The organism is Acinetobacter sp. EKM10A, assembly GCF_011075215.1.
In the GTDB taxonomy this organism is placed as follows: Bacteria; Pseudomonadota; Gammaproteobacteria; order Pseudomonadales; family Moraxellaceae; genus Acinetobacter; species Acinetobacter baumannii.
This window is the reverse complement of the sequence record NZ_JAALLK010000015.1, coordinates 63274-89211: the sequence shown is the minus strand read 5'-3', so window position 1 is coordinate 89211 and position 25938 is coordinate 63274. Positions and strand designations below refer to the sequence as shown.

25 protein-coding genes, 4 tRNA genes and 1 riboswitch are annotated in these 25938 nt (G+C 39.6%); of the genes, 6 read left to right on the top strand and 23 right to left on the bottom strand.

The features are described from left to right. The 19 genes from G9371_RS15950 to G9371_RS15860 form a co-directional block, all read right to left on the bottom strand. Positions 1-500, bottom strand: a 500-nt coding sequence (locus G9371_RS15950; RefSeq protein WP_031964303.1) for a GTP-binding protein, incomplete at its 3' end; no start/stop codon positions are given. Positions 501-662: 162 nt separating this feature from the next. Then, positions 663-737: transfer RNA gene (locus G9371_RS15945), tRNA-Thr, on the bottom strand. A gap of 13 nt (positions 738-750) precedes the next feature. Beyond that, positions 751-826 (bottom strand) — tRNA-Gly (locus tag G9371_RS15940). Positions 827-863: 37 nt separating this feature from the next. Continuing rightward, a tRNA-Tyr gene (locus G9371_RS15935) sits at positions 864-947 on the bottom strand. Between the two features lie 56 nt (positions 948-1003). Continuing rightward, positions 1004-1079 (bottom strand) — tRNA-Thr (locus G9371_RS15930). Between the two features lie 98 nt (positions 1080-1177). Beyond that, on the bottom strand, positions 1178-2671 hold the full coding sequence (gene trpE, locus G9371_RS15925; RefSeq protein WP_029424456.1) for an anthranilate synthase component I: 1494 nt from the start codon (positions 2669-2671) through the stop codon (positions 1178-1180). A 108-nt stretch (positions 2672-2779) separates the two neighbouring features. Further along, on the bottom strand, positions 2780-3448 hold the full coding sequence (locus tag G9371_RS15920) for a phosphoglycolate phosphatase (protein ID WP_000109465.1): 669 nt from the start codon (positions 3446-3448) through the stop codon (positions 2780-2782). 65 nt (positions 3449-3513) lie between these two features. Further along, the gene (locus G9371_RS15915; protein WP_000219964.1) at positions 3514-4143 is read right to left on the bottom strand and encodes an FHA domain-containing protein; all 630 of its coding nucleotides are present in this window, start codon (positions 4141-4143) and stop codon (positions 3514-3516) included. 40 nt (positions 4144-4183) lie between these two features. Next, positions 4184-6454, bottom strand: coding sequence for a type II secretion system secretin GspD (gene gspD, locus G9371_RS15910; RefSeq protein ID WP_001196431.1), 2271 nt, complete (start codon positions 6452-6454; stop codon positions 4184-4186). A 41-nt stretch (positions 6455-6495) separates the two neighbouring features. After that, positions 6496-7332, bottom strand: coding sequence for a type II secretion system protein N (locus tag G9371_RS15905; RefSeq protein ID WP_000870031.1), 837 nt, complete (start codon positions 7330-7332; stop codon positions 6496-6498). Next, complete coding sequence (gspN, locus tag G9371_RS15900; RefSeq protein WP_000730343.1) at positions 7332-8075, bottom strand: type II secretion system protein N; 744 nt, start codon at positions 8073-8075, stop codon at positions 7332-7334. Before gspN ends, G9371_RS15905 begins: the two co-directional genes overlap by 1 nt. A 330-nt stretch (positions 8076-8405) precedes the next feature. Then, positions 8406-8732 carry an H-NS family nucleoid-associated regulatory protein gene (locus G9371_RS15895; RefSeq protein ID WP_000801427.1) on the bottom strand — a complete coding sequence of 109 codons (327 nt, stop codon included), beginning with the start codon at positions 8730-8732 and terminating at the stop codon, positions 8406-8408. A 194-nt stretch (positions 8733-8926) separates the two neighbouring features. Beyond that, complete coding sequence (locus G9371_RS15890; RefSeq protein WP_000661569.1) at positions 8927-9367, bottom strand: acyl-CoA thioesterase; 441 nt, start codon at positions 9365-9367, stop codon at positions 8927-8929. Between the two features lie 7 nt (positions 9368-9374). Continuing rightward, complete coding sequence (locus tag G9371_RS15885) at positions 9375-10568, bottom strand: membrane protein (protein WP_029424457.1); 1194 nt, start codon at positions 10566-10568, stop codon at positions 9375-9377. 9 nt (positions 10569-10577) lie between these two features. Continuing rightward, complete coding sequence (locus G9371_RS15880) at positions 10578-11417, bottom strand: hypothetical protein (RefSeq protein WP_029424458.1); 840 nt, start codon at positions 11415-11417, stop codon at positions 10578-10580. 8 nt (positions 11418-11425) lie between these two features. Next, positions 11426-12193, bottom strand: a complete 768-nt coding sequence (locus G9371_RS15875) for a uroporphyrinogen-III synthase (protein ID WP_000897417.1) — start codon at positions 12191-12193, stop codon at positions 11426-11428. Between the two features lie 4 nt (positions 12194-12197). Next, the gene (gene hemC, locus G9371_RS15870) at positions 12198-13115 is read right to left on the bottom strand and encodes a hydroxymethylbilane synthase (RefSeq protein ID WP_002159654.1); all 918 of its coding nucleotides are present in this window, start codon (positions 13113-13115) and stop codon (positions 12198-12200) included. A 100-nt stretch (positions 13116-13215) separates the two neighbouring features. Continuing rightward, entirely contained in the window at positions 13216-13956 is a 741-nt protein-coding gene (locus tag G9371_RS15865; RefSeq protein WP_000865993.1) for a LytR/AlgR family response regulator transcription factor, read from the bottom strand. A gap of 60 nt (positions 13957-14016) precedes the next feature. Beyond that, positions 14017-15156 carry a sensor histidine kinase gene (locus tag G9371_RS15860; RefSeq protein ID WP_000269787.1) on the bottom strand — a complete coding sequence of 380 codons (1140 nt, stop codon included), beginning with the start codon at positions 15154-15156 and terminating at the stop codon, positions 14017-14019. Between G9371_RS15860 and argH the strand changes: the two genes are divergently transcribed. Together argH and G9371_RS15850 are read left to right on the top strand one after the other, a co-directional pair. After that, a complete protein-coding gene (argH, locus tag G9371_RS15855) occupies positions 15147-16580 on the top strand; it encodes an argininosuccinate lyase (RefSeq protein ID WP_000213741.1) in 1434 nt (477 codons plus the stop codon). The genes G9371_RS15860 and argH overlap by 10 nt on opposite strands. Before the next feature lie 9 nt (positions 16581-16589). Continuing rightward, entirely contained in the window at positions 16590-16859 is a 270-nt protein-coding gene (locus tag G9371_RS15850; protein ID WP_000089996.1) for an oxidative damage protection protein, read from the top strand. A 315-nt stretch (positions 16860-17174) separates the two neighbouring features. Here G9371_RS15850 and phoU read toward each other — a convergent pair whose 3' ends face one another. From phoU to G9371_RS15830, 4 genes are all read right to left on the bottom strand, one after another. Further along, positions 17175-17897: a phosphate signaling complex protein PhoU gene (gene phoU / locus G9371_RS15845; protein WP_000075183.1), complete on the bottom strand. Its 723-nt coding sequence runs from the start codon at positions 17895-17897 to the stop codon at positions 17175-17177. Between the two features lie 107 nt (positions 17898-18004). Then, complete coding sequence (locus G9371_RS15840) at positions 18005-19336, bottom strand: TolC family outer membrane protein (RefSeq protein WP_000959167.1); 1332 nt, start codon at positions 19334-19336, stop codon at positions 18005-18007. A gap of 95 nt (positions 19337-19431) precedes the next feature. Then, on the bottom strand, positions 19432-20337 hold the full coding sequence (locus tag G9371_RS15835; protein WP_000624466.1) for a DMT family transporter: 906 nt from the start codon (positions 20335-20337) through the stop codon (positions 19432-19434). Further along, positions 20330-20911, bottom strand: a complete 582-nt coding sequence (locus G9371_RS15830; RefSeq protein WP_000999891.1) for a TetR/AcrR family transcriptional regulator — start codon at positions 20909-20911, stop codon at positions 20330-20332. Before G9371_RS15830 ends, G9371_RS15835 begins: the two co-directional genes overlap by 8 nt. Before the next feature lie 110 nt (positions 20912-21021). Between G9371_RS15830 and G9371_RS15825 the strand changes: the two genes are divergently transcribed. The 4 genes from G9371_RS15825 (at position 21022) to cpdA (ending at position 25756) form a co-directional block, all read left to right on the top strand. Beyond that, positions 21022-22101, top strand: coding sequence for a hypothetical protein (locus G9371_RS15825; protein WP_201785124.1), 1080 nt, complete (start codon positions 21022-21024; stop codon positions 22099-22101). Between the two features lie 34 nt (positions 22102-22135). Further along, positions 22136-22270, top strand: a riboswitch (TPP riboswitch). Between the two features lie 89 nt (positions 22271-22359). After that, on the top strand, positions 22360-24237 hold the full coding sequence (gene thiC, locus G9371_RS15820; RefSeq protein WP_001072861.1) for a phosphomethylpyrimidine synthase ThiC: 1878 nt from the start codon (positions 22360-22362) through the stop codon (positions 24235-24237). Between the two features lie 75 nt (positions 24238-24312). Beyond that, the gene (locus G9371_RS15815; RefSeq protein ID WP_029424460.1) at positions 24313-24939 is read left to right on the top strand and encodes an NUDIX domain-containing protein; all 627 of its coding nucleotides are present in this window, start codon (positions 24313-24315) and stop codon (positions 24937-24939) included. 4 nt (positions 24940-24943) lie between these two features. Further along, complete coding sequence (gene cpdA, locus G9371_RS15810; RefSeq protein ID WP_000143915.1) at positions 24944-25756, top strand: 3',5'-cyclic-AMP phosphodiesterase; 813 nt, start codon at positions 24944-24946, stop codon at positions 25754-25756. The last annotated feature ends 182 nt before the right edge of the window (positions 25757-25938 follow it).

The window sequence follows — 25938 nt, the reverse complement described above, 5'->3', positions numbered from 1 at the left end:
TCATCACCTGGGAAGTCATAAGTAGAAAGAAGTTCACGTACTTCCATTTCTACTAATTCAAGTAATTCTTCGTCATCAACAAGGTCGCATTTGTTTAAGAATACGATGATGTAAGGTACACCTACCTGACGAGAAAGAAGGATGTGCTCACGAGTTTGTGGCATTGGACCGTCAGTTGCAGCACATACAAGGATCGCGCCGTCCATCTGAGCAGCACCAGTGATCATGTTTTTAACGTAGTCGGCGTGGCCTGGGCAGTCAACGTGTGCGTAGTGACGAGTTGGAGAATCGTATTCTACGTGTGATGTATTAATTGTAATACCACGTGCTTTTTCTTCAGGTGCTGAGTCGATTTGTGAGTAATCTTTCGCTTCACCGCCGTAAGTTTTTGCACAAATTGTTGCAATCGCAGCAGTTAAAGTTGTTTTACCATGGTCAACGTGACCGATTGTACCCACGTTTACGTGTGGTTTATTACGTTCAAACTTGGCTTTAGCCATGATGATCTTCCTCGTTTACGTCGAACCACCTACAAATGGCGCTGAGCTAACTCAGTTTATCGACATATCGCCTAAAAAAACTAGACACCTAATACTTGAAAAGCAGACTATATAGCCTGCTTTTTGAAAACTTTGTGGAAATCCACATTAAACTTTAATATCTGGAGCTCTTATCGAGATTTGAACTCGAGACCTCTCCCTTACCAAGGGAGTGCTCTACCACTGAGCTATAAGAGCGACTATCCTTCGATGGAGCGGGAGACGAGGATCGAACTCGCGACATGCAGCTTGGAAGGCTGCCGCTCTACCAACTGAGCTACTCCCGCAACGTTGGTAATAACCACTTCACTCGAAGTTTAGAGATGGTGGTGAGAGAAGGATTCGAACCTTCGAAGCTTTCGCAACAGAGTTACAGTCTGCCCCCTTTGGCCGCTCGGGAATCTCACCAATATCGCACTTATCTACAGTGCCGTTCTTTACTCAATTAACTTAACACTTTAAAATGGTGCCGGCACACGGATTCGAACTGTGGACCTACTGATTACAAGTCAGTTGCTCTACCAACTGAGCTATGCCGGCGTTTCTTAGTGTTTCGTACGTTTCGTATCGGAACGGTGTGCAGTTTAGCAAAACTTCCAAACGATGCAAGCGGTTTTTTAAAAAAAACCGCTAAAAACTCATAAAATCAATCCGTTTGACGATAATTCAACCGCTTTGATCACTGCGCGAGCTTTTATTTGGGTTTCATTCCACTCAGATTCCGGATTTGAGTCAGCAACCAGCCCTGCACCAGCCTGTACATACACCTTTTTGTCACGGATAACACAAGTACGGATTGCAATCGACATATCCATTTCACCATGCCATCCCAAATAACCAACAGCCCCGCCAAAAACTCCCCTTTTCACAGGCTCTACTTCATCAATAATTTCCATTGCGCGAATTTTTGGGGCACCTGATAACGTTCCTGCCGGAAAGGTGGCTTTAAATACATCAAGTGCATCAATATCATCACGCACTTCACCTTGTACATTTGAAACAATATGCATGACATGTGAATAGCGCTCAATCACCATTTGATCCGTAACTTGGACTTTACCTATCTTCGATACGCGCCCTACATCATTTCGCCCAAGATCAATCAGCATTAAATGTTCAGCAATCTCCTTTTCATCAGACAGCAAATCTTTTTCTAATGCTATATCTTCTTCTTTAGTTTTACCGCGCGGTCTAGTTCCTGCCAAAGGTCGAACTGTAGCAATACCATTTTCTAAACGAGATAAAATTTCCGGTGATGAGCCAACAATATGAAATGGTTTTTTATCAGTAATCGTTTGCCCTTGAACCAAGAATAGATAAGGTGATGGATTTAAATGACGTAATGCACGGTAAACCTGTAAAGCTTCTCCATCAAAATCAGAAACCATACGCTGCCCAGGTACAACCTGCATCACATCGCCTGCACGGATATACTCTTTAACCTTCTCTACCGTCTCTAAGAATTTTGCTTTACCAGTAATTGATTCAAAATGCGGAGGCGTATGTGGTCGCGCTTGCAAACTAACTGGAGTCGCCAACAACTGTTCTAATTGATCTAATTTTTGCTGAGCGTCTTCATAAGCATTACTCTGCTCTGTATCCGCATGCACAATTAAAAATAGCGTATCTTTAAGATTGTCAAAAACAATGACTGTCTTTGAGAGCATCAACCATAAATCTGGTAGCGCAATCGGATCAACCGCAGGTACATTCTTTAAACGTGGCTCGATATAGCGGACAGCATCGTAGCCCAAATAACCCACCAAACCGCCCGTAAAGCTTGGTAAGTCCGGTAAGAGTTTAGCCGCAGGAACTTTAAATTGTTTTTGGAATTCACGGATATATTGGAATGGGTCTAGACAATTTTGCTGTGTTACTGATCCGTCAGCATGTTGTATAGATAAAACGCCAGCGTTACAGGAAAAAACTGTTGATTCGCCTAAACCAATCATAGAGTAGCGCGCCCAGTTTTCGCCCCCTTCAACAGACTCAAATAAGTAAGCCTGTGTTTGATCCTTAAAACGAGCAAAAACAGATAATGGGGTTTCTGTATCCGCTAAACGTTGACGATAAACAGGAATGGTATTGTAACCAGCAGCCTTAAGTTGCTCGAATTGCGCTAATGTTGTCATGAATCTTCTCTAATATGGTTTCGATTTAAAAGTGTGTTTTTCTAGATTCGGTTTAGACACGCCATCGAAAAACCATACGCTTATTCATTCTTATCTCCATTTTCTTCATTAGACAATTAACTCAGCAAGACTATCAACAACTTGCTGAGGTTGGCAATCATAGATATTCTCTCCATGATTATAGCCATAGCTAACCACAATACAATCAATTCCAGCACGGCGTGCGGCTTCAATATCATTACTTGAGTCGCCAATCATTAATGATTGTGAAGCAGATATTTTTAGGCTTTCCATGCAATGCAATAATGGTAGTGGGTGAGGCTTTCTTTCAGGTAAGCTATCTCCTCCAAGTACAACTTGAAAATAAGAAGAAAGCTCTAGCGCATCCAGTAACCCTTGAGCAAGTTTGACAGGCTTATTAGTCACACATGCCATTTTGATATTTAAAGTTTGGCAATGTTTTAAAAACTCAGGTACACCTGGGTAAATTTGAGTATTCACACACAGCTCCGCACCATATACCTCTACAAATTTCTGTAATAAAACTTTATGTTGTTCAACATCTAATTTTCCAAATATATGAAGCAGAACACTTTCACAAAGTTTTGAAGCCCCTTTACCTACCCATTCCCGTATTTGTGCTTCTGTTACCGATGGCCAACTGAGTGATTGCAGACTTAAGTTCATAGACCGATATAAATCGGCAGCGGAGTCAACCAACGTTCCATCTAGGTCAAATAAAATTAAATCGCGCTTACTTAGTTGTGCAACAGACATTTTCTTCTACTCAAAATTAAAAAGGCATGCGTTTAGCATGCCTTGATTGTAAAAGCACCAACGAATTATTTAAAGAATAACCACGCCAATACAGCTAAAATCACTAAAATAATAATGGTCACTAGACCAATAGATGCATTCTTTTGCTGCTCTTTCTCTTCAGTAACCCGAGAAACTGGCTCCTCAATAGCAACAGGGGTTTGTTCTGGCTGAGCATGAATATCTACCCCTTCAGGAATCGGTGCTGGTTTTGGCACAGAAACTCGCTGAGGCATTCCATCACGACTCACTTCAGTTTCCGCTGCACGCTCCGCAATACTTGGCATACCTTGATCGCTTAAATCTTGTGTTGGTGCAGTTTGTACTGGCTCCACCTCAATTTCAGCTAAATCAGTATTTTCTTGTGCAGGGGCGAAAACTGAAAATTTTAAACTTGCGAATTGAACAATATCACCATCATGCAACTGTTTTTCTTGCTCAATACGAATATCGTTTACAAACGTACCATTCGATGAATTAAGGTCTTGCACCCATAGCGCTTGATCTTTTAACAGCAATGCTGCATGGCGTCGTGAAATTTCAGCAGCCTGTAGTAATAAATCGGCATCTTGATGACGTCCCACCAACATATCACGATCAACATTAATTTCTTGGCCAGTAAATTCACCAGTAATTGCTTGTAATTTCCAAGTCATGCCTATGTCCTATTCATTTTTTATTAATCATAACATGCTACTACGGCGCTGTGCTTGGACGCAGTGTCGTTGTTGTTACTGTATTTTTAGTACGATTAATTTCTGGATCAGGCAACTGTAGTGTTTGCTTTTGGACGGTAGGTTCTACAGCTACCGGCGTAGTTATGGTCGAACTTTTACCACCTGATGGAACCTGTTGATAATTTTTTGGCTTAGAGGCGATACTCGGCGGGGTCATTTTTTGGTTATAAATATCATCAACTTGCTCAGGTAATTTTGCAAAGTTGCCATTTTTATCCATAGCCAATTGCAAGCTATAAAGTTGATTATAGCGCTGCTGAGATAAACGGCGTACATCATTTGCATCGCCCACAATTGTTGGGTGAATAAAAACGAGAAGGTTACGTTTAGTATTGCTTCGAGTATCTGAGCGGAATAAACGTCCTAAATAAGGAATACTACTTAAACCAGGAATGCCCTGACGGTTAAACTCAACGTCATCTGAAACCAAACCACCTAAAACTACTGTTTGGCCATGTTCGGCTAATACAGCCGTTTTAATAGCACGTTTATTAGTAATTAAGTCCGCAGCTTGTCCTTTACTTGCTTGAACATTTGAAACTTCCTGTTCAATTTCAAGGCGAACTGTACCATTCTCACCAATATGAGGAATGACTTTTAATGTTACACCGACATCTTTACGCTCCACAGTTGTATAGGGATTGATACCTGTACTATTGGTAGTGACCGAACCTGTTACAAATGGAACGTTTTGACCTACAACAATATAAGCCTCCTCATTATCCATAGTCACAATAGAGGGAGTAGACAATAAATTAGAAGCTGTATTCTCTTTTAAAGCTTGGATTAGGGCTCCATAAAGTTGACGAGAACCATCTGCACCTTCTTTATATTTTCCTAATGCGATTGAGCTACCAGCACCAATTGCGCTTCCCAAACCAGCAGCTCCTCCTGTTAAATAGCCAGCTGCCAGCGAAGCTAAACTTGAACCTGCATTTGTAAAGTTAATCAAGCCTATACCACTATTAATATCACCAAGAGCCCATTGCACCCCTAACTGATCCGCATCTTTACCAGAGACTTCAATAATTGCAGCTTCGATGAGTACTTGTTGACGGCGAACGTCAAGTTGCTGAATCGCAGACTCAATTTCACGCATTAATTGGGGATCAGCTTTAACTACCAATGAGTTCTGAGCATTATCTGCAATAATACTCACACCGTTTTGATTAAAGCTGGTGATATTGTTCTGATTACTACTGTTCGAATTACCGTTTAGGTTAATTGCAGGAGTTGAAATTGAGGTACCACTTGAACCCGATGTATTTGAACCAGAATTCTGGTTATTACCAATTAAACTATTAATCGGATTCGATGAGTTAGATGAATTATTACTATTATTCGATGAAGATACTGCCTGTCCTGTGACTAAGCCTTGCAAAATTTCAGACAAGTTTTTAGCACTGGCATATTTCAAACGGAAAACTTTTAAGCCACCTAAACGGTCTGCCGAAGGTACATCCAGCATCTCAATCATATGACGAATACGTTTACGTGTTTGCGGATCACCTTTTATTAAAATACGGTTTGTCCGATTATCAGCAATAATACGAATACGGGCACCACTAAAATCTTTAGATGCACCTGTTGCGCTCATCGCTTCAAGCTGGGTAATAATTTCTTCTGCTTGGCTCGACTGAAGCGTGATCGCTTCAATATCATTTTGCCCAGTTCCATCCAAGTTACGAATAATATTTTCAAGTTGATAAATATTCGCAGCTCTATCAGAAACAATAAGTGCATTGGTTCCTGCAATTGCCGCCATATGTGCAAATTGCGGCATTAAGGGACGGAGTGCTGGAATTAAGTCATTTGGATTAGTATTTTCCAGCCAAATCACACGTGTAACGATTTGATCACCACGGACCCTATTTCTAGAATCATAAGGAATTCCCGAGTTTTTAACATTGCTATCCGGTACAAGCTTAATGGTATTACCAGAAGGAATTGCAACCACCCCGTTTACATTTAAGACCCCAAGAAATAGGTCATAAACTTCATCTTTATTTAATGGCTTATTAGAAATAACCGTGACATTACCACGTACTCTCGGATCTACAGCGAAGTTCTTTCCTGTAATGTCTGCAACTTCATTAATAAAGGCAGTTAAGTCAGCATCACGTAAATTGATCTTCCATGTTTGGGCATAGGCACTGCTACTTACTGTCGCAATCAATGGGGCTGCTGCAAGTAATGCCCAAAGTGGACGTTGATGATTCAATAAAGCCATAACTCGCGATATTTCCTAACTCTTATGGTGACGTGTTATCACTAAAAATTTTGTTGTATGGTCATCACTTGATCACCACGTTTTATTTCTATTTTTACTTGCCCTGCTCGACGAGCCTGCTCAAGTAATTGCACATCCGTTTGCCCTTGCCCAACCGTTTGACCATTCAAAGAGACAATTCGATCGCCAGGTCTTAAACCTAACTTATTTCTAAGTGCAGTCGGTGTACGTTCTGTAACTTCATAGCCTTCACCTGAGTTACCACTTACCCCCATATCTCGGAGATACTGCTCTCGGTTACCTTGCATCTGCTGGATCGCTTGTCCCAATGCCTGTTGGGCCGTATTCATAGGCTCTGTAGGTTGAGACGGTGTAGCACTTTGTTGTGAAGCATCCGGAGTCATCGGTTGATATAAACCATTTGGCAAACCTTTGAACTGAAGTTCACGGGTACTGCCATTTCCTTGACTCAACACAACATGATCCCAATACACCTCTGCCAATTGGTAAGAAGTTGAACCAATGGTTTCACCAACTCGATAACGCTCAGCAGTATTGTCAATTTTAATAACAGCAGAGGAAAACCGGTTTGGATAGCCGACCATTACACCCTGCAATTCTAAATTCACGCTTTCTTGAGCCGCATTGGCAGAAGGTTCGTTAAAAAGTGAAAAAGTACTAATATTTGGTATTTGTGGTTGTTGAGAACCGAGTTCTACCCGATCAAATTGCATCAGTTGAGGAGGCGCAATCACCAACCAAAAAAATGAAGCGAGTTTCCAGCATAACCATAAAATTAAAATGGCAAGGACCACTACACTCAGTCGATCTAATTTTTGCCATTGCAATTGCTGTAATTTATCAATCCATACTTTCATTAGTTACCACCTTGTAATAATGGTTGGCGAGAACTAATGACAAAAGTATCCAAACCAGCTTTACCGTCATATGATGGAACATTGAGTAATAAACGCTGTGTGAGCTGAACATCCAGCATCATATTGGCATCTAGTAAAAGATTGGCCATTTTTTGATTACGCTGATCACGGATGTCCACTTGTAGCTGTCCGTTCTGGTCAGTTAATTGCCCACTTAAAGAAGGCATATTCATACGATCTTGACGATCACCAATATTATAAATGAGCGCCCCACCACCCCAATGCAATTGCCCATCAACTGCCGCAAAGCCTTGCTCTTTTTTATAATTAAATTGGATATCTTTAAGTTGAATACTGTTTACAGGCCATTGCCAATTTACAATTTGCTTCAGTGTTTCTGGAGCAATCTGGCCATTCATATCCCTTACAATAACTTTTTTTCCAAAACCATACGCCATAATCCCCGTTAATTGCGTATTACCACTATGAATATCAACATCTGCAGCAAAGCGTAATAAAAGTAAGTCTAGCGGTCTCGTTTTCCAGTGGATAGTGCCTCGTAACGCCCCACGGTGCCAGTCTGCCTGCCCCTGCCAGATGTTGCCACTTACATTATGGACAGTTTGATTATTCTTTGAAAATTTAGAGATAAGCCAAGTCGCCGGAATCTGTAAAATAATAAAAATTAAAAATGCAATGAGGGCAAAAAACCACCACTTCCATTGCTTAGACTTTTTCTTCATTCAGCCTTACCAACATGCAAATTATCATCCTTATATGAGAGTTCCTCTCTAGTCTGACATTATGCATACTTTTTCAACATCGCCAATTCACTTCATATAAAAAAACCAAGCAATCGGGCTTGGCGTCTCGCTAAAGACTATAAGTTGAACGTATGACAAAATCATGAAATTTACGATTGATCTTGCTAAATGAAAATTTAGTCTCAACAATGCTCTTAATTAGGAATTCAAGCACCTTATTGAATATTCATATTTAAAATAAATTTTTTTAATTCTTTTAAAAATAAAAAAGCCAAGCAGAATCGCTTGGCTTTTTAAGAGGCAATACAATTAGATTAAGAAATCTTCAAGTTTTGCACCTTTTTCAATTTCAGCAACTAACCAACGTGGTTGTTTACCGCGACCAGTCCAAGTCTCTTCAGCATTGTTTTTGTTACGGTAACGTGGTTCTACAGATTTACGTGTTGTTTTCTTACGTTTTTGAGCGCCAAATTCTAGAAGCTGTTCAACACTAAAACCTACATTTTCAGCAATTTCGATAATTTGATTATAAGCATCTTCGATTGCTTGATCTTTTTTGCTTGCAATTAAAGCTTCTGCTTCTTCTTGTAAGCGTTTTAACTCTTCAACAGATAATTCACTAATATCCGGTTTCATTAATAAATACTCCAGTCTTACTGACAATTCAAATAATACAGACAAAATTTAAAAACATTAAATCATAACCAATAGTATTTATAATCTATTCAATAAGCAATAGTTTGAAAGTCAAGTTCATCAGAATAACGCTATAAATTTACTTTTTAATTACATTAGTAATTATAATTGTAATATATTTTCTTAATATTTATTTAAGCTAAATGTATTAAATCATGCCCCACTGATTTTTCTAATTCAATAATTTTACTTTTTACTTCACTTGGTATTTCACATTTTAATCCTGTCATTTTATTCACACAAACCATAACTGCTTCACCTGTAGCAACGATTTGCTGCTGAGATTCACTCCATAATATATAAGCCATACGGAACGCGCTCTTACGTAGCTCTTCTACACGAACCCCTACTTTCAATACATCTGGATAAAACACAGGTTTTAAATATTTGCACTGACTTGAAGCAACAACAGTATATATATTTGGAGTCAATATATTTACATTTTCCATATATAAAATACGTGAGCTTTCAATATATCTATAATATTGCACATTATTGACATGACCAAAAGCATCCATATCTCCCCATGCTACTTTCTGGTCGTATATTACAGGGTAGACAGACAGTTCTTTCATTTTTACCTCAGATTTTAAATTTTAAAAAATTCGCATCATTTTCAAAGATTAGGTTTAACTGTTTGATTAACTCATCATCTTCTTTTAAGGTTGATTTAATACGTAAATAGCTCATTAAAATATTATCAGGGTATAAACTTAATAATATTTCTGCTTCAGCTTGACGACCTGTTGCCATGTAAACATGCCATTTTGCAAATGTTAAAACTGGCAAATTCATATATTGAGATTCAAATTGATTAATCTTTTCTTCAACATCGGCATAGTCAGGAACCTGCTTAAGCAATTGTTGCTGAAACCATAAGTAAAATACGTCCGGATCGAATTGCTCTTTGAGTAAATGCAAGGTTAATGCTTCATGCTGAATACTCATTTCTGGCATACGGGCCAAAAGTTTTAACCATAACAATTTACTGCTATAAGGTCTGGTTTGAATTTCTGACTCTAAATCCAGATAGCGCTGTTGCAGTGCTTGTAAATCATCAATTGAAGCTTGATCAAACTGTTGAAGAAGTTGTTGTAGCCATAAATCACGATGTTCAGCGTCCAACAAACCATATTTCATAGAACGCAAGTATACCCATGGTTGTTGTAAAGCAAGCTGGCCCCAAAGCGCCGTTAAACGTTGTTGATATGCTGTCTCAATTTCTTCAAGCCATGGCGATAACTGATGCTGATATAAAAACTCAAGATGGGTTAAGGCACGTTCAGCTTCGTTTTGTGCCAAGAATATTTCAATACGCTGTAATTCTGCTAACTCAAAAGCCATTGGTGGGGATTGATCCAAGGCCTCTAAAGCTTTTTGGTAATCTCCACTTAAAACTAGAAATTTGGCATCAATAATATTTTTTAGAAGGCCTGATTGAGTAAAAACACGTTCGATAAATACCCGTTGATCTTCAGCAGCCTCTAATAACCAGACAATACCTAATTGTTCATATGGATGAAGATTTTTAAACTGAAAAATATTCTCTCTCTTTCTTTGTTCCCGAGAAGAATAACGCTTAATCCAAAGCCATATCACCTGAGCAATAAAGCTCATCACAACAAACGTAAGGACTAATCCCCATACATTTGTTTGCAATTGCAATTGCCGCCAGTAAATATAGACATACCCCATACCATAGCCATAACTGAATAAGGCCAAGGCTGCAAACAGGACTAAGCTAATTAAAAAGTAAACCCCCAGGAGATGCTTCATGTGTCCTCCTTATGAGCCGATTAGACCAAGTGTCGATAATTTAGGAACAGGCACTACAGATAAATGTGCCACTTTAGCAATACGGTTTTTGAGTTGTTGGCTAGTTGCATCGGGTAATTCATTTAGTTTTTGCATTACTGTCTGCAACTCATTTTGATATTCAGCCATTTTTCCTTGGTTTAAAGCTTGCTCAGCAATTAACAGCCTTAATTGCACTTCTTTAAGCACTACACTTCGGTTCATTAAATTAATAGACGGCGTTTCTACTTTCTCAATACGGAACCATTTTTTCCACCATGACACAGCCTCGGATTGGTCCATCTCAAATTTAGGCTGTTTTAAGGCTTGCTGAATATTTTTATCAATATTCTGGAGTAAATCGTCAATGAGTTGATGTCGCTGATTTTGAGCAAGCACAAACTGTTGAATAGCCTGCTTATCTTGCTCAAGAGCCTGATTTAAGCTGTGTTGTAATGCAGGAGCAATTCCATATTGTGGTAGGGTTTGCTGTAGTTGGGTTAGATGATCTACAGCATAAATAAATTGCTGTTGGTCAATTGCAAACTGGATTAACTCTAATTTTTGTTTAATTAATACGGTCGGTGCAATTCCGGTTTGAACAACTTCAGTCGTTGCTAAAGGCGTTGTTTTAGAATTATAACTTGGTTGATTTTGAATTTGTCTTTGCAAAGCAACCAATTGATCATTCAAATTGGCATATTGCTGTTCAGATTGCAGCAAGCTTTGCTGAAGTTCAGGGACGGTACGAGAAATTTGCCACATATCGTAGCTGAGCTTAGCCACCCAAGCGATGCCCAGCAAAATGATGATAGAAACAAGTTTTCTCATACGAATCCTTATAATGCCTGAATGTGATGAATCATCCCCGAAGGCGATAAATTTTCAAGTTGAATAATGTGAAAATGAGCTTGTTGCTGATCGCGATAGTCTTTAACAAGTTGAAAAAGGCGTGGTCCTAAAACTAAATATACGCAATCAGGTTGTGCCTTATTTTTTAAACAAAGCTCTAACCAGTATTTCCAGCTCGCCTCACTGGTAATTAAGACGAGCCATTTATCTAAATTATAATTTGAATTCTGTGTCAGATGTTTGAATGTCGAATATGAAGCTTGCGGACACTGCCGGCGATATAGAACAAAATTTAAAATCTGAATTCCTTGCTGTTGCAAAGTTTCCATCATAAATTGACGGCCGCCTTCACCTCTCCAAAAAGCCACGCTACCTGATTTTTGCATACGATGAAGGAGAGGTAAGTTAAGCATCCCCTCGGAAGTTTCAACCTCAGGAACATGCGCTTCAATCCCATAGTCGTGAAGACGATTAGCCGTCGCCTGTCCCACCGCAATCCATTGAATATGTTTTAGCTCATCTATTTTTAAACCACTTTGTGCTAAATACTGCATCCCCACATCAACAGCAGTAGGACTAACCACTACAATCGCTTGTGCACCAGTTAACTGCTGATAGAGTTGAGAGAGTGATTCTGAAAAAGGTTGAGCAACCAGTTCTAAAAGAGGTAAAGACTCGACCTGAAACCCCTTATTCTGCAAAGCATGAGTTAATTCAGCCGCACGCGAGTCAGGTCGGGTATTAATAAACAACATAGCGTTAGTAGAGGGCCTTTAATAAATCACCAGCGCCTTGATCAAGTAAGTTCCGAGCAAGGTTTTCACCTAATTGCTGAGCATTATTCGCTTCATCTGTAAGCTCAGCCCGTAATAATGTTTGCCCATCAACACTACCTACACGGCCTTCAATATGAATTTTACCATCTTGGAGTGTTGCATAACCTGCAATCGGCACCTGACAACCACCTTCAAGATAAGCATTGAATGCTCGCTCAGCACGTACACATACATCTGTCTCTGGGTGTAGAAGTGGCTGAATTAAAGCCAACACTTCTTGATCATCTGCACGGCATTCCAAACCAAGAGCGCCCTGACCAACCGCAGGCAAACTTACACTTGGCTCGATACAGTGGCGAATGCGTTCTGCCAATCCTAAACGTTTTAAACCAGCACTCGCCAAGATAATGGCATCATATTGACCATCGTCTAGCTTCGCTAAGCGGGTACCGACATTACCACGTAAATCAATAATTTGTAGATCTGGACGTTGTTTTAAAATTTGTGATTTACGACGTAAACTTGAGGTGCCAACTTTTGCTCCTTGCGGCAAATCAGCAAATTTTTCAAATTGATTCGAAACAAAAGCATCTAACGGATCTTCACGTTCGCAAATTACGGCCAAAGTTAAACCTTCTGGTAATGCCATCGGAACATCTTTCATTGAATGTACAGCAAGATCCGCACGACCATCTAAAAGTGCTGCTTCCAATTCTTTAACGAACAACCCTTTGCCACCAATTTTTGCTAAAGGTGTATCTAAAATTTTATCGCCCTGCGTGACAAACTTGACCAACTCCACCGTTAAATCTGGGTGAAGCTCCTGTAAACGGGCACGAATATGTTCTGCCTGCCAAAGAGCAAGTGGGCTTTGTCGTGTAGCAATTTTCAAGGTTTTCATAAATTCAAGCATGGGCTGGTCAAACAATACACCCTAAACTTAACTTGATCCCTTAAAATTGCAAGTAAAATCTCACAAGCAAAAATAAGATGAATACAGGTTAAAGTTGGTGTATCCGCTCTCTAAGGGTAGATAAATGACGGCGGCTTACGGAAAGTCTTTCATCTAAGCCACGTAAGCGAACCTGATATTGGCCCGAACTTACTAGCTCTAAACCATCTAAATAAGCAATCGAGACCAATGCATTACGGTGAATACGGATGAACTGATCTGCGAACTCAGTTTCAAGTTCTTTAAGTGTTTCGTCAATCAATACACTGCCATTTTTATGACGTACCGTGACATATTTCTGATCTGCTAAAAAGTAATAGATATTTTCAACAGGAATTAGCTCAACCCCACGATAGGTTTTAGCAGCAATTTGATGACGTTGTGTTTTTAAATCCTGTAAAAGCTCAGGTTTAGGCAAAGCGCTGAGCTGCGCTTGCGTTAGCTGGGTTAATTGCTTAAATGTCTGCTCCAGCTCTTGAGGATCAATGGGCTTAAGAAGATAAGCTTGTGCTTGTGACTTAAATGCCTCCAATGCATGCTGATCATAAGCTGTGCAAAACACTATGGCAGGTCGAGGATTAAGTTGGCTTAATTGCTCCGCACAGACGAGACCATTCATACCCGGCATCTGGATATCAAGTAAAATCACATCTGGGTGATGAAGCCGTGCCTGTTCCAAGGCATCTTGGCCATGATGAGCTGTTGCGACAACCTCATGTCCCATCTTTGAAACTAAACGTGACAATCGTTCCACTGCAAGTGGTTCGTCATCACAAATTAGCACCTTCATTCATCCTCCTTGTCACCGTTAACTTGGTCCATTTTTTTATGGTTAACTCTGACTGACTTATTATTTTGATTGGTATTGATAGCTCATAATAGTGGTATATAAAGCCTCACCCTTATATACCTGGAATCTCACTGAATTCCCATAATACGCTTTTAAGCGCTGTTTAACATTTTCAAGAGCGATTCCATGCCCTTTCCGTGAATTTATTGTATCGTGTGTATAAGGGTTGGTAATGACTATACTGACCTGATTTTGCAATATTTCAACCAATACCCCAATGGTTGCTTTACCCATCATTGGCTCTACCCCATGAAAAATACTATTCTCTAATAAAGGTTGTAATGTCAATAAAGGAATAGTGACCTGTTTTAATTGCAAAGGTTCAATTTCCACTTTCCATTCGATTTTTAAACGCTCGCCCAAACGTATTTGCTCAATCATTAAATATTGTTTACTAAGTTCAATTTCTTCATGCAAGCTCACCAATTTTAATTCTTGAAAACTCGCCCTAAACAGTCGTGACAGGCTAATTAACATACTTTCTGCTTTATCTGGATCTATCGTTATTAAACTCACCACATTATTTAAACTATTAAATAAAAAATGAGGATGAATGCGAGCCTGCATTGCCTGAATACGGGCATTTAATTCTGCATATTGTTGGTGTAACCATTGTTCTCGAACATATAAATAACGCAGACAAAAGGCCCCTAATAATATTCCATAACTTAAATATAAAGGGACATTGGTAAAATAAATGCTCCAGTCCTGCGCTATAACAGATGTTTTTTTCAAAACTCCGAACTGAAAAAAATTGCTTATTATCGTGGTTACCACAACTATCGCTTGCAGCATAACAAAGCCAATTACCAAAGCATATTTTTGCTGTAGCTGACTAAAAAAATCCTGAAAATGTTCAACCAATGCAAAAAAAGACAAAATCACCCAGTTAATAAAAATGATGTATTGTAAAAGACGTGAGCCGTTTAATGCATGCCAAGACTGTGCTTCAGCCAAAGCTAAAACCAGAGCTAAAACATTACTTGCGATAATTAATTCTAATAAATGTTGCCAACGATCAATTTTCGTAAAAAAATAGGAGGAATTTTGATTTCGATATGCTGTAGAAAACAACTTTGTTTGTTGAGCTTCGGCAAGTGATATACTCTTTTTTATTTTACTGAGCCACCATGACCACATCTTCAAATCCCCCTAATTCAGCAGCCCCAAACCAAACCTCAGGTATGTGGGGCGGTCGTTTTTCTGAAGCGACGGATGCTTTTGTAGCCGAATTTACCGCCTCTGTTCAATTTGACCAGCGTTTTTATAAGCAAGACATCGCTGGTTCTATTGCGCATGCTACCATGCTTGCGAAAGTTGGCGTACTGACAGAAGCAGAACGAGACGACATTATTGAAGGTTTAAGCACCATTCGTGCAGAAATTGAAGCTGGAACTTTTGAATGGCGTATCGATCTTGAAGATGTTCACATGAACATTGAATCACGTTTGACTCAACGTATCGGTATTACAGGTAAAAAACTTCACACTGGCCGTAGCCGTAACGACCAAGTTGCAACTGATATCCGTCTTTATCTCCGCGATGAAATTGACGACATTTTAGGCTTATTAGAGCGTTTACAAAAAGGTTTGTTGGGCTTGGCTGCCAAAAATGTAAATACTATTATGCCTGGCTTTACACACTTACAAACAGCTCAACCGGTAACTTTCGGCCATCACTTGTTGGCATGGTTTGAAATGTTAGTTCGTGATACTGAACGTCTTCAAGACTGCCGTAAGCGTGTTAACCGTATGCCACTTGGTTCTGCGGCTCTCGCTGGTACAACTTACCCGATTGATCGTGCTTATACAGCAGAGTTACTAGGCTTTGAAGCTGTATCTGAAAACTCTCTTGATGCTGTATCTGATCGTGATTTTGCTATCGAATTTAATGCAGCAGCATCTTTAATCATGATGCATTTATCGCGTATGTCTGAAGAACTTATTCTTTGGACTTCTGCACAGTTTAAATTCGTAAATATTCCTGATCGCTTCTGTACTGGTTCTTCAATCATGCCGCAGAAGAAAAACCCTGATGTTCCAGAACTCATCCGTGGTAAATCTGGCCGCGTATTTGGTGACTTAATTAGCTTACTTACGCTTATGAAAGGTCAACCACTGGCTTACAACAAAGACAACCAAGAAGATAAAGAACCTTTATTTGATGCCATTGATACCGTTCGTGGTTCACTCATGGCGTTTGCTGACATGATCCCTGCATTGGTTCCAAATGTTGAAATCATGCGTGAAGCTGCTCTTCGCGGATTCTCTACAGCAACTGACCTTGCTGACTATTTAGTGAAAAAAGGCGTTGCGTTCCGTGATGCACATGAAATTGTAGGTAAAGCTGTTGCATTAGGTGTTGCTGAAGAAAAAGATTTATCTGAGTTAACACTTGAGCAATTACAACAATTCTCTGACCTAATTACAGCAGACGTATTTGATAAAGCTTTGACACTAGAAGCTTCGGTAAATGCACGTGATCATATTGGCGGAACTTCACCAAAACAGGTTGAAGCTGCGATTGCACGTGCCCATAAACGTCTAGAACAGTTATACGGTTAAGGATACAAAATGAGTCGACAAGTATTTTGCCGTAAATACCAAAAGGAAATGGAAGGATTGGACTTTGCTCCATTTCCAGGTGCCAAAGGCCAAGAATTTTTTGAAAATGTTTCTAAGCAAGCATGGCAAGAATGGTTACAGCACCAAACTACGCTAATTAATGAAAAGCGTTTAAACGTGTTTGAACCAGAAGCGAAAAAATTCCTCGAAGAGCAACGTGAGAAGTTCTTCAATAATGATGAGAGCGTTGAAAAAGCGGAAGGCTGGAAACCAGAATAACAGGTTTATTCCAAGCCCATCATTTTTTAAAAAGGCAGGTTTATATACATAGACCTGCCTTTTTTTACGTGAAACTTACACAAACATATAAAGCCTTACATAGAGCGCACAGGACTCTACATGACATGAAATGGCTGAAACTTTAATATCAATTCATAGCAAGTAAGACACGATCCCTGTCGTGTTTTCTCTTAATGCACTTGATTTTCTGTCCTGAACTTCCCCCCAAAGTTCGGGACATTTTTTTATCTATTATTTAAAAAAAATGAAAAAGCCTTGTCTGAAACAAGGCCTTTAAATATCTCAGCTCACATATTACTTTTCGTGTACTTTTGCTTCAATTTCTTCAATTTTGGTATGGCGTGCATCAAAGCCTTTTGCCATGTAAATGACTTGTTCAGCAATATTACGAGCGTGGTCACCAATACGCTCTAAAGAACGTAAAACCCACATGACATTAATCACACGAGCAATATGACGCGGGTCTTCAATCATATAAGTCATTAAAGTACGCGTTGCCGACTGATATTCACGGTCGATGTCAGCATCGGCTAAAAGTACACGTAATGCTTGATCTGCATCTAAACGTGCAAAAGCATCAAGTGCGTCATGAATCATGACCCGTACTTGGTTACCAATATGACGTGTTTCCATGTAGCCACGAGGAGAACCGCCCTCTTCACATAGATTTTGCGCAATACGGGCAATTTTTGCAGCTTCATCCCCAATACGCTCTAGGTCAGTATTGGCTTTGCTCATGGCAATTACCATACGCAAGTCAATTGCTGCTGGATGACGACGTGCCAAAATCAGCGTCAGCCCTTCATCAATATCACGTTCGTATTGATTGACCGCATTATCTTTAAATTGAACATCAATTGCTAAGTTCGCATCTGTATCAAGTAAAGAATGAATTGCATTGGCAACCTGTTGTTCGACCAAGCCACCCATGGTCATAAACTTTGTGTTCACATCTTGCAAATCTTCATTAAATTGAGAAGAAATATGATGGCTTAACACCGGATTACTCGGACTCAAGGGAAGCCTCCAACATGATGGCGCAGGGATAAAATGATTGAGCATTAAAACACATCAATCATTAAATTTTTATGACAAAATTAAATTTCAGATAAAAGCATTTTTTATTACTGATACGTTAACCAGCTGTTTAATTCAACTAAATCTTTTTCTCCTAGCTGACCTACAGCCGCTTTTAAACGTAATACATTTAATAAATAGTCATACTGAGCATTAAGATAATCCTGTTTTGCTGAAAAAGCATTACGCTGCGCCAATAAAACATCGACCATACTTTTTAAGCCTTCGTTATAACTTGCTTTTGAAGCTTGAGAAACAAGTGCTGAAGAGTCCATTGCCGCCTTTCTTGCTTCAAGTTTTGCTCGGTCGGTATCTACCTGCATAAAAGCACTTTTCACATCGACATTGGCACGGCGAATGGCCGCATCAAGTTGGGCTTGCGCTTTATTTAACTCCACACTGGCTTTTTTAATAGAAGTTCGGGTCCGGCCTCCATTAAATAAGTTCCAGTTCATCTCTACCCCTACCTGATCAAACTTCCCATCAGTCGAAATCAGCGTTTCGGGCGTTTGTTTGGTATAACCATAACTCGCCACTGCATCTATCTGTGGATAAAGTGCAGCTTTTTCCACACGACGTTGATCTTCAGCATATCGCTTTTGTAAACGCGCTTGCTGAATCTTTAAATTTTGTTGTTGGGCTAATCCTAACCACTCATCGAGCTGTGCCGGATAAGGTTTTTGAAAGATAAAATCACCTCTCAATACAGCAAGCTTATCTTGATAAGGACCAATATATTCAGATAGTTGCTCTTGAGCCAATAGAAGCTGCACATTGGTAGCAATACGGTTGGCTCTGGCATTTTGATACTGGGCATTTGCTTCACTCACATCACTACGTGCTACCAACCCTTCTTTAAGCTTGGCATTCATCATATTGAGCTGTTCAAGCAAAGCTTTTTCTTCTTGTAAATATGCAGCGGTAAGTGCCTGTTGTCGCAATACATTGAAATAGGCTTCAGCTACATTTAAAACATGATCTTGTTTTTGCAGTTTTAAAGTAATTTCACTAAGAGCAACCGAAGTTTTAACCTGTTTATAACCTTCCCATGCATCCATACGAAAAAGAGGCTGACGGGCAGATAAAGTAGCCTGTTTGGTAGTCGATGTATTACTTACCAAAGCATCGGAAAGTCCTTCCTGATCAACACCAGGAAAATTTGAACGCTTTACCGTTTGTCGATTACGGGTAATATTTCCAGATAATGTAACTGTTGGTAGTAAAGCGCCTGTTGCTAAGCCTAAATTAAGCTGATCTGCCTCAAACTGTTGTTGATTCGCTTGCCACGTCGGATCATTTAGTTTTGCGCGCTCATAAGTTTCAACTAAATCTAGAGCAAAACTCGACGATGTAAAACTCCATAAACCAGCAACAAGCATTAATTTTATTTTCATTGTTTAAATCAACGATAAAACTTGGCTTTAAGACTAAGAAAAATTTAATTTAAACTCAAGCCAGTAAAAGTTTTCATTTTTTATGTATTTTCAGGCTTTGATAACATCAAAATACAAATGAAAATCAAAAACATGCCTACCCACCCAATCCATGAGACACTTTCGCCAACCAAAACAATCGCAAAAATCGCTGCAACAAGAGGTTCAAATAAAGTTAAAGTGGTGGCTTTACTGGCATTTACAGTTTTTAACCCGAAACCAAAAAGCAAATAACCCAAAAACATAGGAATCAGCATCATATAGCCAGCAACAAGTAAATTTGTTGAACTTTGCAGTAACCCACCACCTGTAATTAATAAAGTTGGAAGCAAGATGACTGCCCCACCACCCATAATCATGCCCATTGCAGCTTTAGCAGCAATACCTCGGTCTATTAATCTTTTTGCAGCCCATGAATAAAGTGAATATGTTGCACCCGCTACCAGCCCAAGAAAAATACCAAAAATTTTATTCCATTCATTTGTACTCTCTTGTGCTGCGTGGCTTTCGCCCATAGATAATAAACTTACCCCCACAACACCCAACACAAAACTTAGGAACCACGTTTTAGATAAAACTTTACGGTCAAAGAATCGCTCTAAAACTGCTGCAATGAGTGGAGCCGAACCAATTGAAACCACCGTACCAATCGTAATTCCGGCATAATGCATGGAAGAATAAAAAGCTAGGGGATATATCCCAACTGCCACAACACCTAAAAGAATAATAGAAATATTTCGCCCAATAAATTGTCGGTGTTCCCGAATGGCCTGAGATGCAATCAATGCCTGTAAAAGCCCACCTCCCCCCATAGCAACCGCGCCAATTGCAAGTGGTCCGAGTGTTGGGGCAAATGCTGCGGCTGTGCCCGTGGTTCCCCATAAGAAAGAGGCTACTAAAATTGCAATAGTGCCACCATAACTACTATTTTTAATAAGGCTAATCATGTTGGCATTCTCGATCTAAAATATCTTCTGCCATTTGTCTCGCTAATTGAAGTTGACGGCTACTACCCTCTAAACCAGCTCTTGCCATCGACCCTTCTAATAAAAAAGAAAGTTGTGAGGCGATATAGCTAACACGCTGTGAATCTTTTAATAAGTGATTTAAATGCTCGGCAACAATCGCCTCAACTTGTTCTTTATGCTGTCTTACAGCATTTCGTCCTGAACTATTCGCTGGGAACTCTGCCGCAGCATTTAATAGCCCACATCCTCTAAAACCCTTTTCATAAGCAAACTCGGCATGATCTTGATAGGCATCAAATACGGCCAAAATAGCTTCTTTAGCTGTTTTTGTTTTTTCTAAACGCTTTTGATAAAGGTCTAACCACTCTTGATGTCGTGCAGCAATATAGGCATCAACAAGTTCACCTTTTGAAGAAAAATTATTGTAAAGCGACATCTTAGCTACATCTGCTTTAGCCGTAACCGTATTAATTCCTGTTGCGGTAATGCCATCGTTATAAAATAGTGTTGCCGCTGCATCGAGAATTTTCTGTCTTGCTGTTCTATCATTCATAGCTTTTACTTAAGTAGACCGACCTACCTAATAATAAAGATTTCTAACAGTGATGCAATCTTTTTAAGCGTTATAATTTGAGCAATATCAATTTCGATAAAAATATAAAGATGAAAAAAATTCTAATGATGAGTATGTGCAGTGCACTACTTTTAGCTGGCTGCAATAAAACCTCACAGCAAGATCAAACTGTATCTAAAGAGCAAAAATCAACTGCGCAAAAGGCCACCGAACAGAGAGACAGTAGCTGCTTACAAATTATGGTAGCCATGCACACGATTAATCAGAACAGTAAAATAGAAGACTTAAATCAAATTAATGAAAAGCTTAAAACCTGTGTTCCTTCGTTAAAAAATGAGGAACAGCTTAAGCTAATTGAAGCTTCAACAGCCATGTATCAGCGTTTTCTAAAACAAGACTACACTGATAAAACAGCTAGAGCTTTTGAAGCATTTGGCTATGCTGTTTTAGAACAGAAACAAGACCTTAAAAAGGTCATGCAAAGCCAGAAAAAATTATTCGCCCAACTGAGTCCGCGTGATCAATATTTACTTCAACATGAAGGCCAAGCCTATATTGAGCTGCTCTATCAAGGTGAAGGTATGTTTACTTATCGCCGCCAGCCAAACTACTTAGTTGATGTTTTTTCTAAGGCTTTACCTGCTGACCAGAAAGAATTTTTATCTCGTATGGCGAAAGACAATCAAGACATTTTCTATAACGATGGTGCTTTGGCTGTTTCATGGAAAGAGCTCACTGAACGTGCTTTATTTTGGGAAAAATTTATTCAAAAATATCCAAAGAGTTATTTTATTAATGATGCCAAATTACTCTTTAATGAATATCGATACTTCATTTTCTTTGGTCTAGATAACACACCTGTGTCAAATGAATATGCCCCGAACACATGGTTTGACCCTGATGCACTTCAGCAAATCCGCTTTTTATCAACTCAGAGCCAATCAAGTTTAGCGAAACCTGCCCAACAATTTCTTAAATTTATTGCCACCCCTGTCGATGAGCGTAATAAGCAATTTAAAATAGATTTAACTGATGAAAATGGGCAAAAGAAATCTACCTATCAGATTGTGCATGAACAACTTGAACAGTTATTAAAATTTGATTCGCCATGGAACACGGAAGTCTATCGTGACTGCCATATAGATGCGGTTTGTATAGATACAAATTGACAATGCCAGCCAACCTAAAACATGTTAGTCTTTAAATCGCTTGACGGAGCGCGAGTAATAGCTCGCTGAGATTGTGTAAATTTCGTGTTATCGCAACACCAGTTTGATCACAAGTACCGTTGAACCTGATCAGGTTAAGACCTGCGTAGGAATCAAGCCATCTGAAAACCTAAGCCCTCAATTTATCTAGTTCAAGATAAATCCGCCATCGTTTTTGGTCGTGCTTGATTCGTTGATGTTATTCATAAGGATCATGTGATGAACCAATTAACGAATCTCTCTTCTGCTGAAATTTCAGCACAACATGAACAAGATGCAAAAGACTTAACCCGCATCTTACCCGCTTCTAAAAAAGTTTATATTGAAGGCTCTCGCCCTGATATTCAGGTTCCAATGCGAGAAATTTCTTTAACCGATACCCCAACTGGCCTTGGTGGTGAGCACAACCCACCTATTATGGTATATGACACTTCAGGTGTTTATACTGACCCGAATGTTCAAATTGATTTAAATAAAGGTTTACCTTCAGTTCGTCAAAAATGGATTGAAGAGCGTAACGATACTGACGTTCTTTCTGGCCTAACTTCAAAGTTTGGACAGGAGCGTTTAAAAGATATTCGCACTGCTGATATTCGCTTTGCACATATTCAAAACCCACGCCGTGCTAAAGCAGGCAAAAATGTCACTCAAATGCACTATGCCAAGCAAGGTATTATCACGCCTGAGATGGAATATATTGCAATTCGTGAAAATCAGCGTCAACGCGAAGCTGTAGATATGCGCCAGCACCCAGGTCAAAACTTTGGTGCGAAAAACTTAAAAGAAATTACACCTGAGTTTGTTCGCCAAGAAGTTGCCGAAGGCCGCGCTATTATTCCTGCCAACATTAACCACCCAGAACTTGAACCAATGATTATTGGCCGTAATTTCTTGGTTAAGATTAATGCCAATATTGGTAACTCGGCGCTTGGTTCTTCAATTGATGAAGAAGTTGCGAAAATGACATGGGCAACCCGTTGGGGTGCCGACACCATTATGGACTTGTCTACAGGTAAGAACATTCATGAAACACGTGAATGGATTATTCGTAACTCACCAGTTCCAATCGGTACCGTACCAATTTATCAAGCACTTGAAAAAGTTGATGGTGTTGCCGAGAACCTGACTTGGGAAATCTTTAAAGACACGCTTATTGAACAAGCTGAACAAGGTGTTGACTACTTCACCATTCACGCAGGTGTTCTACTTCGTTATGTGCCACTTACAGCAAACCGTTTAACAGGTATTGTGTCTCGTGGTGGTTCAATCATGGCGCAGTGGTGTCTCGCTCATCATGAAGAGAACTTCTTATACACACACTTCGATGAAATCTGTGAAATCATGAAAGCCTATGATGTGTCATTTAGCTTAGGCGATGGCTTACGTCCGGGTTGTATTCAAGATGCAAATGACGAAGCGCAGTTCAGCGAACTTAAAACACTGGGTGAGCTGACTCACCGTGCATGGGAACATGATGTTCAGGTCATGATTGAAGGTCCGGGTCATGTACCAATGCACATGATTAAAGAGAACATGGACTTACAGTTAGAAGTATGTAAAGAAGCTCCATTCTATACGCTTGGACCTTTAACCACAGATATCGCTCCGGGTTATGACCACATTACTTCTGCTATTGGTGCAGCCATGATTGGCTGGTATGGCACAGCAATGCTTTGCTATGTGACACCTAAAGAACATTTAGGTTTACCAAACAAGAAAGATGTAAAAGACGGAATTATTACCTACAAGATTGCAGCACACGCAGCCGATCTTGCCAAAGGTCATCCGGGTGCACAGGTTCGTGATAATGCCTTGTCTAAAGCACGTTTCGAATTCCGTTGGGACGACCAGTTCAACCTAAGCCTAGACCCAGATACAGCGCGCAGCATGCATGACGAGACTTTACCAAAAGAAGCGCATAAATCTGCTCACTTTTGCTCAATGTGTGGTCCAAAATTCTGTTCGATGAAAATCACCCAGAATGTACGTGACTATGCCAACAACCTCACCAATAGCGATTCAGAGGTTGAAGAAGGCCTCAAAGCGATGAAAGAGGTTTATCAAGAGCAAGGACAAAAACTGTATCATAAAGTGTAAATATTCAAAAAAAACACTTGCCTAGCCATGATTCTCGGTTAGGATGAAATAAATAGATTTCGTCCTGATCGAATCATGAGTATTGTCGAGCGTCCAAGTTATACATCTAAAGATGTCGAAGTAACATCACGTAAACCTCTGTTCAGTGGTTTTATTCAAGTTGAAAAAGTCAGCCTTCGACATCGTCTATTTAATCAATCTGAATATACTCCTGTATTGCAGCGCGAACTTGTGCATCGGCCTGAAGCGGCTGGCGTTCTACTCTACAATGATCAAAAACAACAGTTTGCCCTGATTGAACAGTTTCGTGTTGGTGCTTTAGATGACCCCCATTCGCCATGGCAACTCGAAATTATCGCAGGCGTATTAGATGGCAATGAATCACCAGAAAGTTGCATTCGACGCGAGAGCCTTGAAGAATCAGGTTGCGAAGTTCAGGATTTAGAACATCTATTTAGTTTTTACCCATCAGCTGGCGCCTGTTCAGAGTTATTTCATCTGTACGTTGCCGAAACCAATTTACCTGCTGTAGGTGGTGTTTTTGGGGTAGATAATGAGGGTGAAAATATTCAGCTGCATTTGTTTAGTTATAGTGAGATTCAAACACTACTCGACAGCGGACGTTTAAGAAATGCCCCTGTTATTATGGCATTACAATGGCTGGCTCAACACAGCAAAACGATAATAAATCCGAAGAGGTAGGACGGTGACTTTCCAAGTCTCAACACTTTCACAAAAAAATCATGTCATCATACAAATTACCGATACACATTTATTGGAGTATCCACAGCTAGAATTTGTGGGGATGAATCCTGAAGAAAGTTTCCACGCCATTATTCAACAGATACTAAAACAACATCCCGAAGCTGATGCGATTATTCATACCGGTGACCTCGCACAAGCCCCAACACCTATTACTTACAAACGTTATATCAATTTTATGCAAACCTTGGGTCTGCCTTTTTTCCAGACCCTCGGTAATCATGACAATGTCGACCACTTTCCTCTACATAACGAAAACCATCAACAACCTGTAGTTGTCGGTTTAGGAAACTGGCGTGTGATTATGCTAAATAGCGCGGTAAAGGGAAAAGTAGATGGTCATCTGTCTTCGGAACAATTAGAAAATTTAGCGAATTTACTTGAACAATTTGCAGATCATCCTGTTTTGCTGGCTTGTCATCACCATCCATTTGCCATGAAATCAAAATGGATTGACCACCATAAGCTTCAAAACTCAAATGCACTTTTAGATACCTTAAGTCCATTTCAAAATGTGAAGGCCCTAGTCTGCGGACATGTTCATCAAGATTCCCTTAATATCTGGCAAGGTATCGAGTTTTTTTCTACGCCTTCCACAAGTGTACAGTTTAAGCCGTTTAGTAATGATTTTGCACTCGACCAAAATGCACCGGGTTATCGTTACATTCGTCTGAACAACGATGGTAGTTTTGAAACAAAAGTGTTTCGCCTTGAAAATTTCAAAACCCGTATAAATACTGATATTTCAGGTTATTAGCCCTAAAGTTTATATAACCCAAAAGAATTATGACTAGGGTAAACACGTTTTGAAAATATTTACGGGACAGAATGACTATCATCTTGCAGGAAAAATCTATATGATGACGACCCGATGGAAAAATCCATCGATGGTTTTCTATAAAAACACTTGCATATCACCATATTTTTTGCGTATAGATA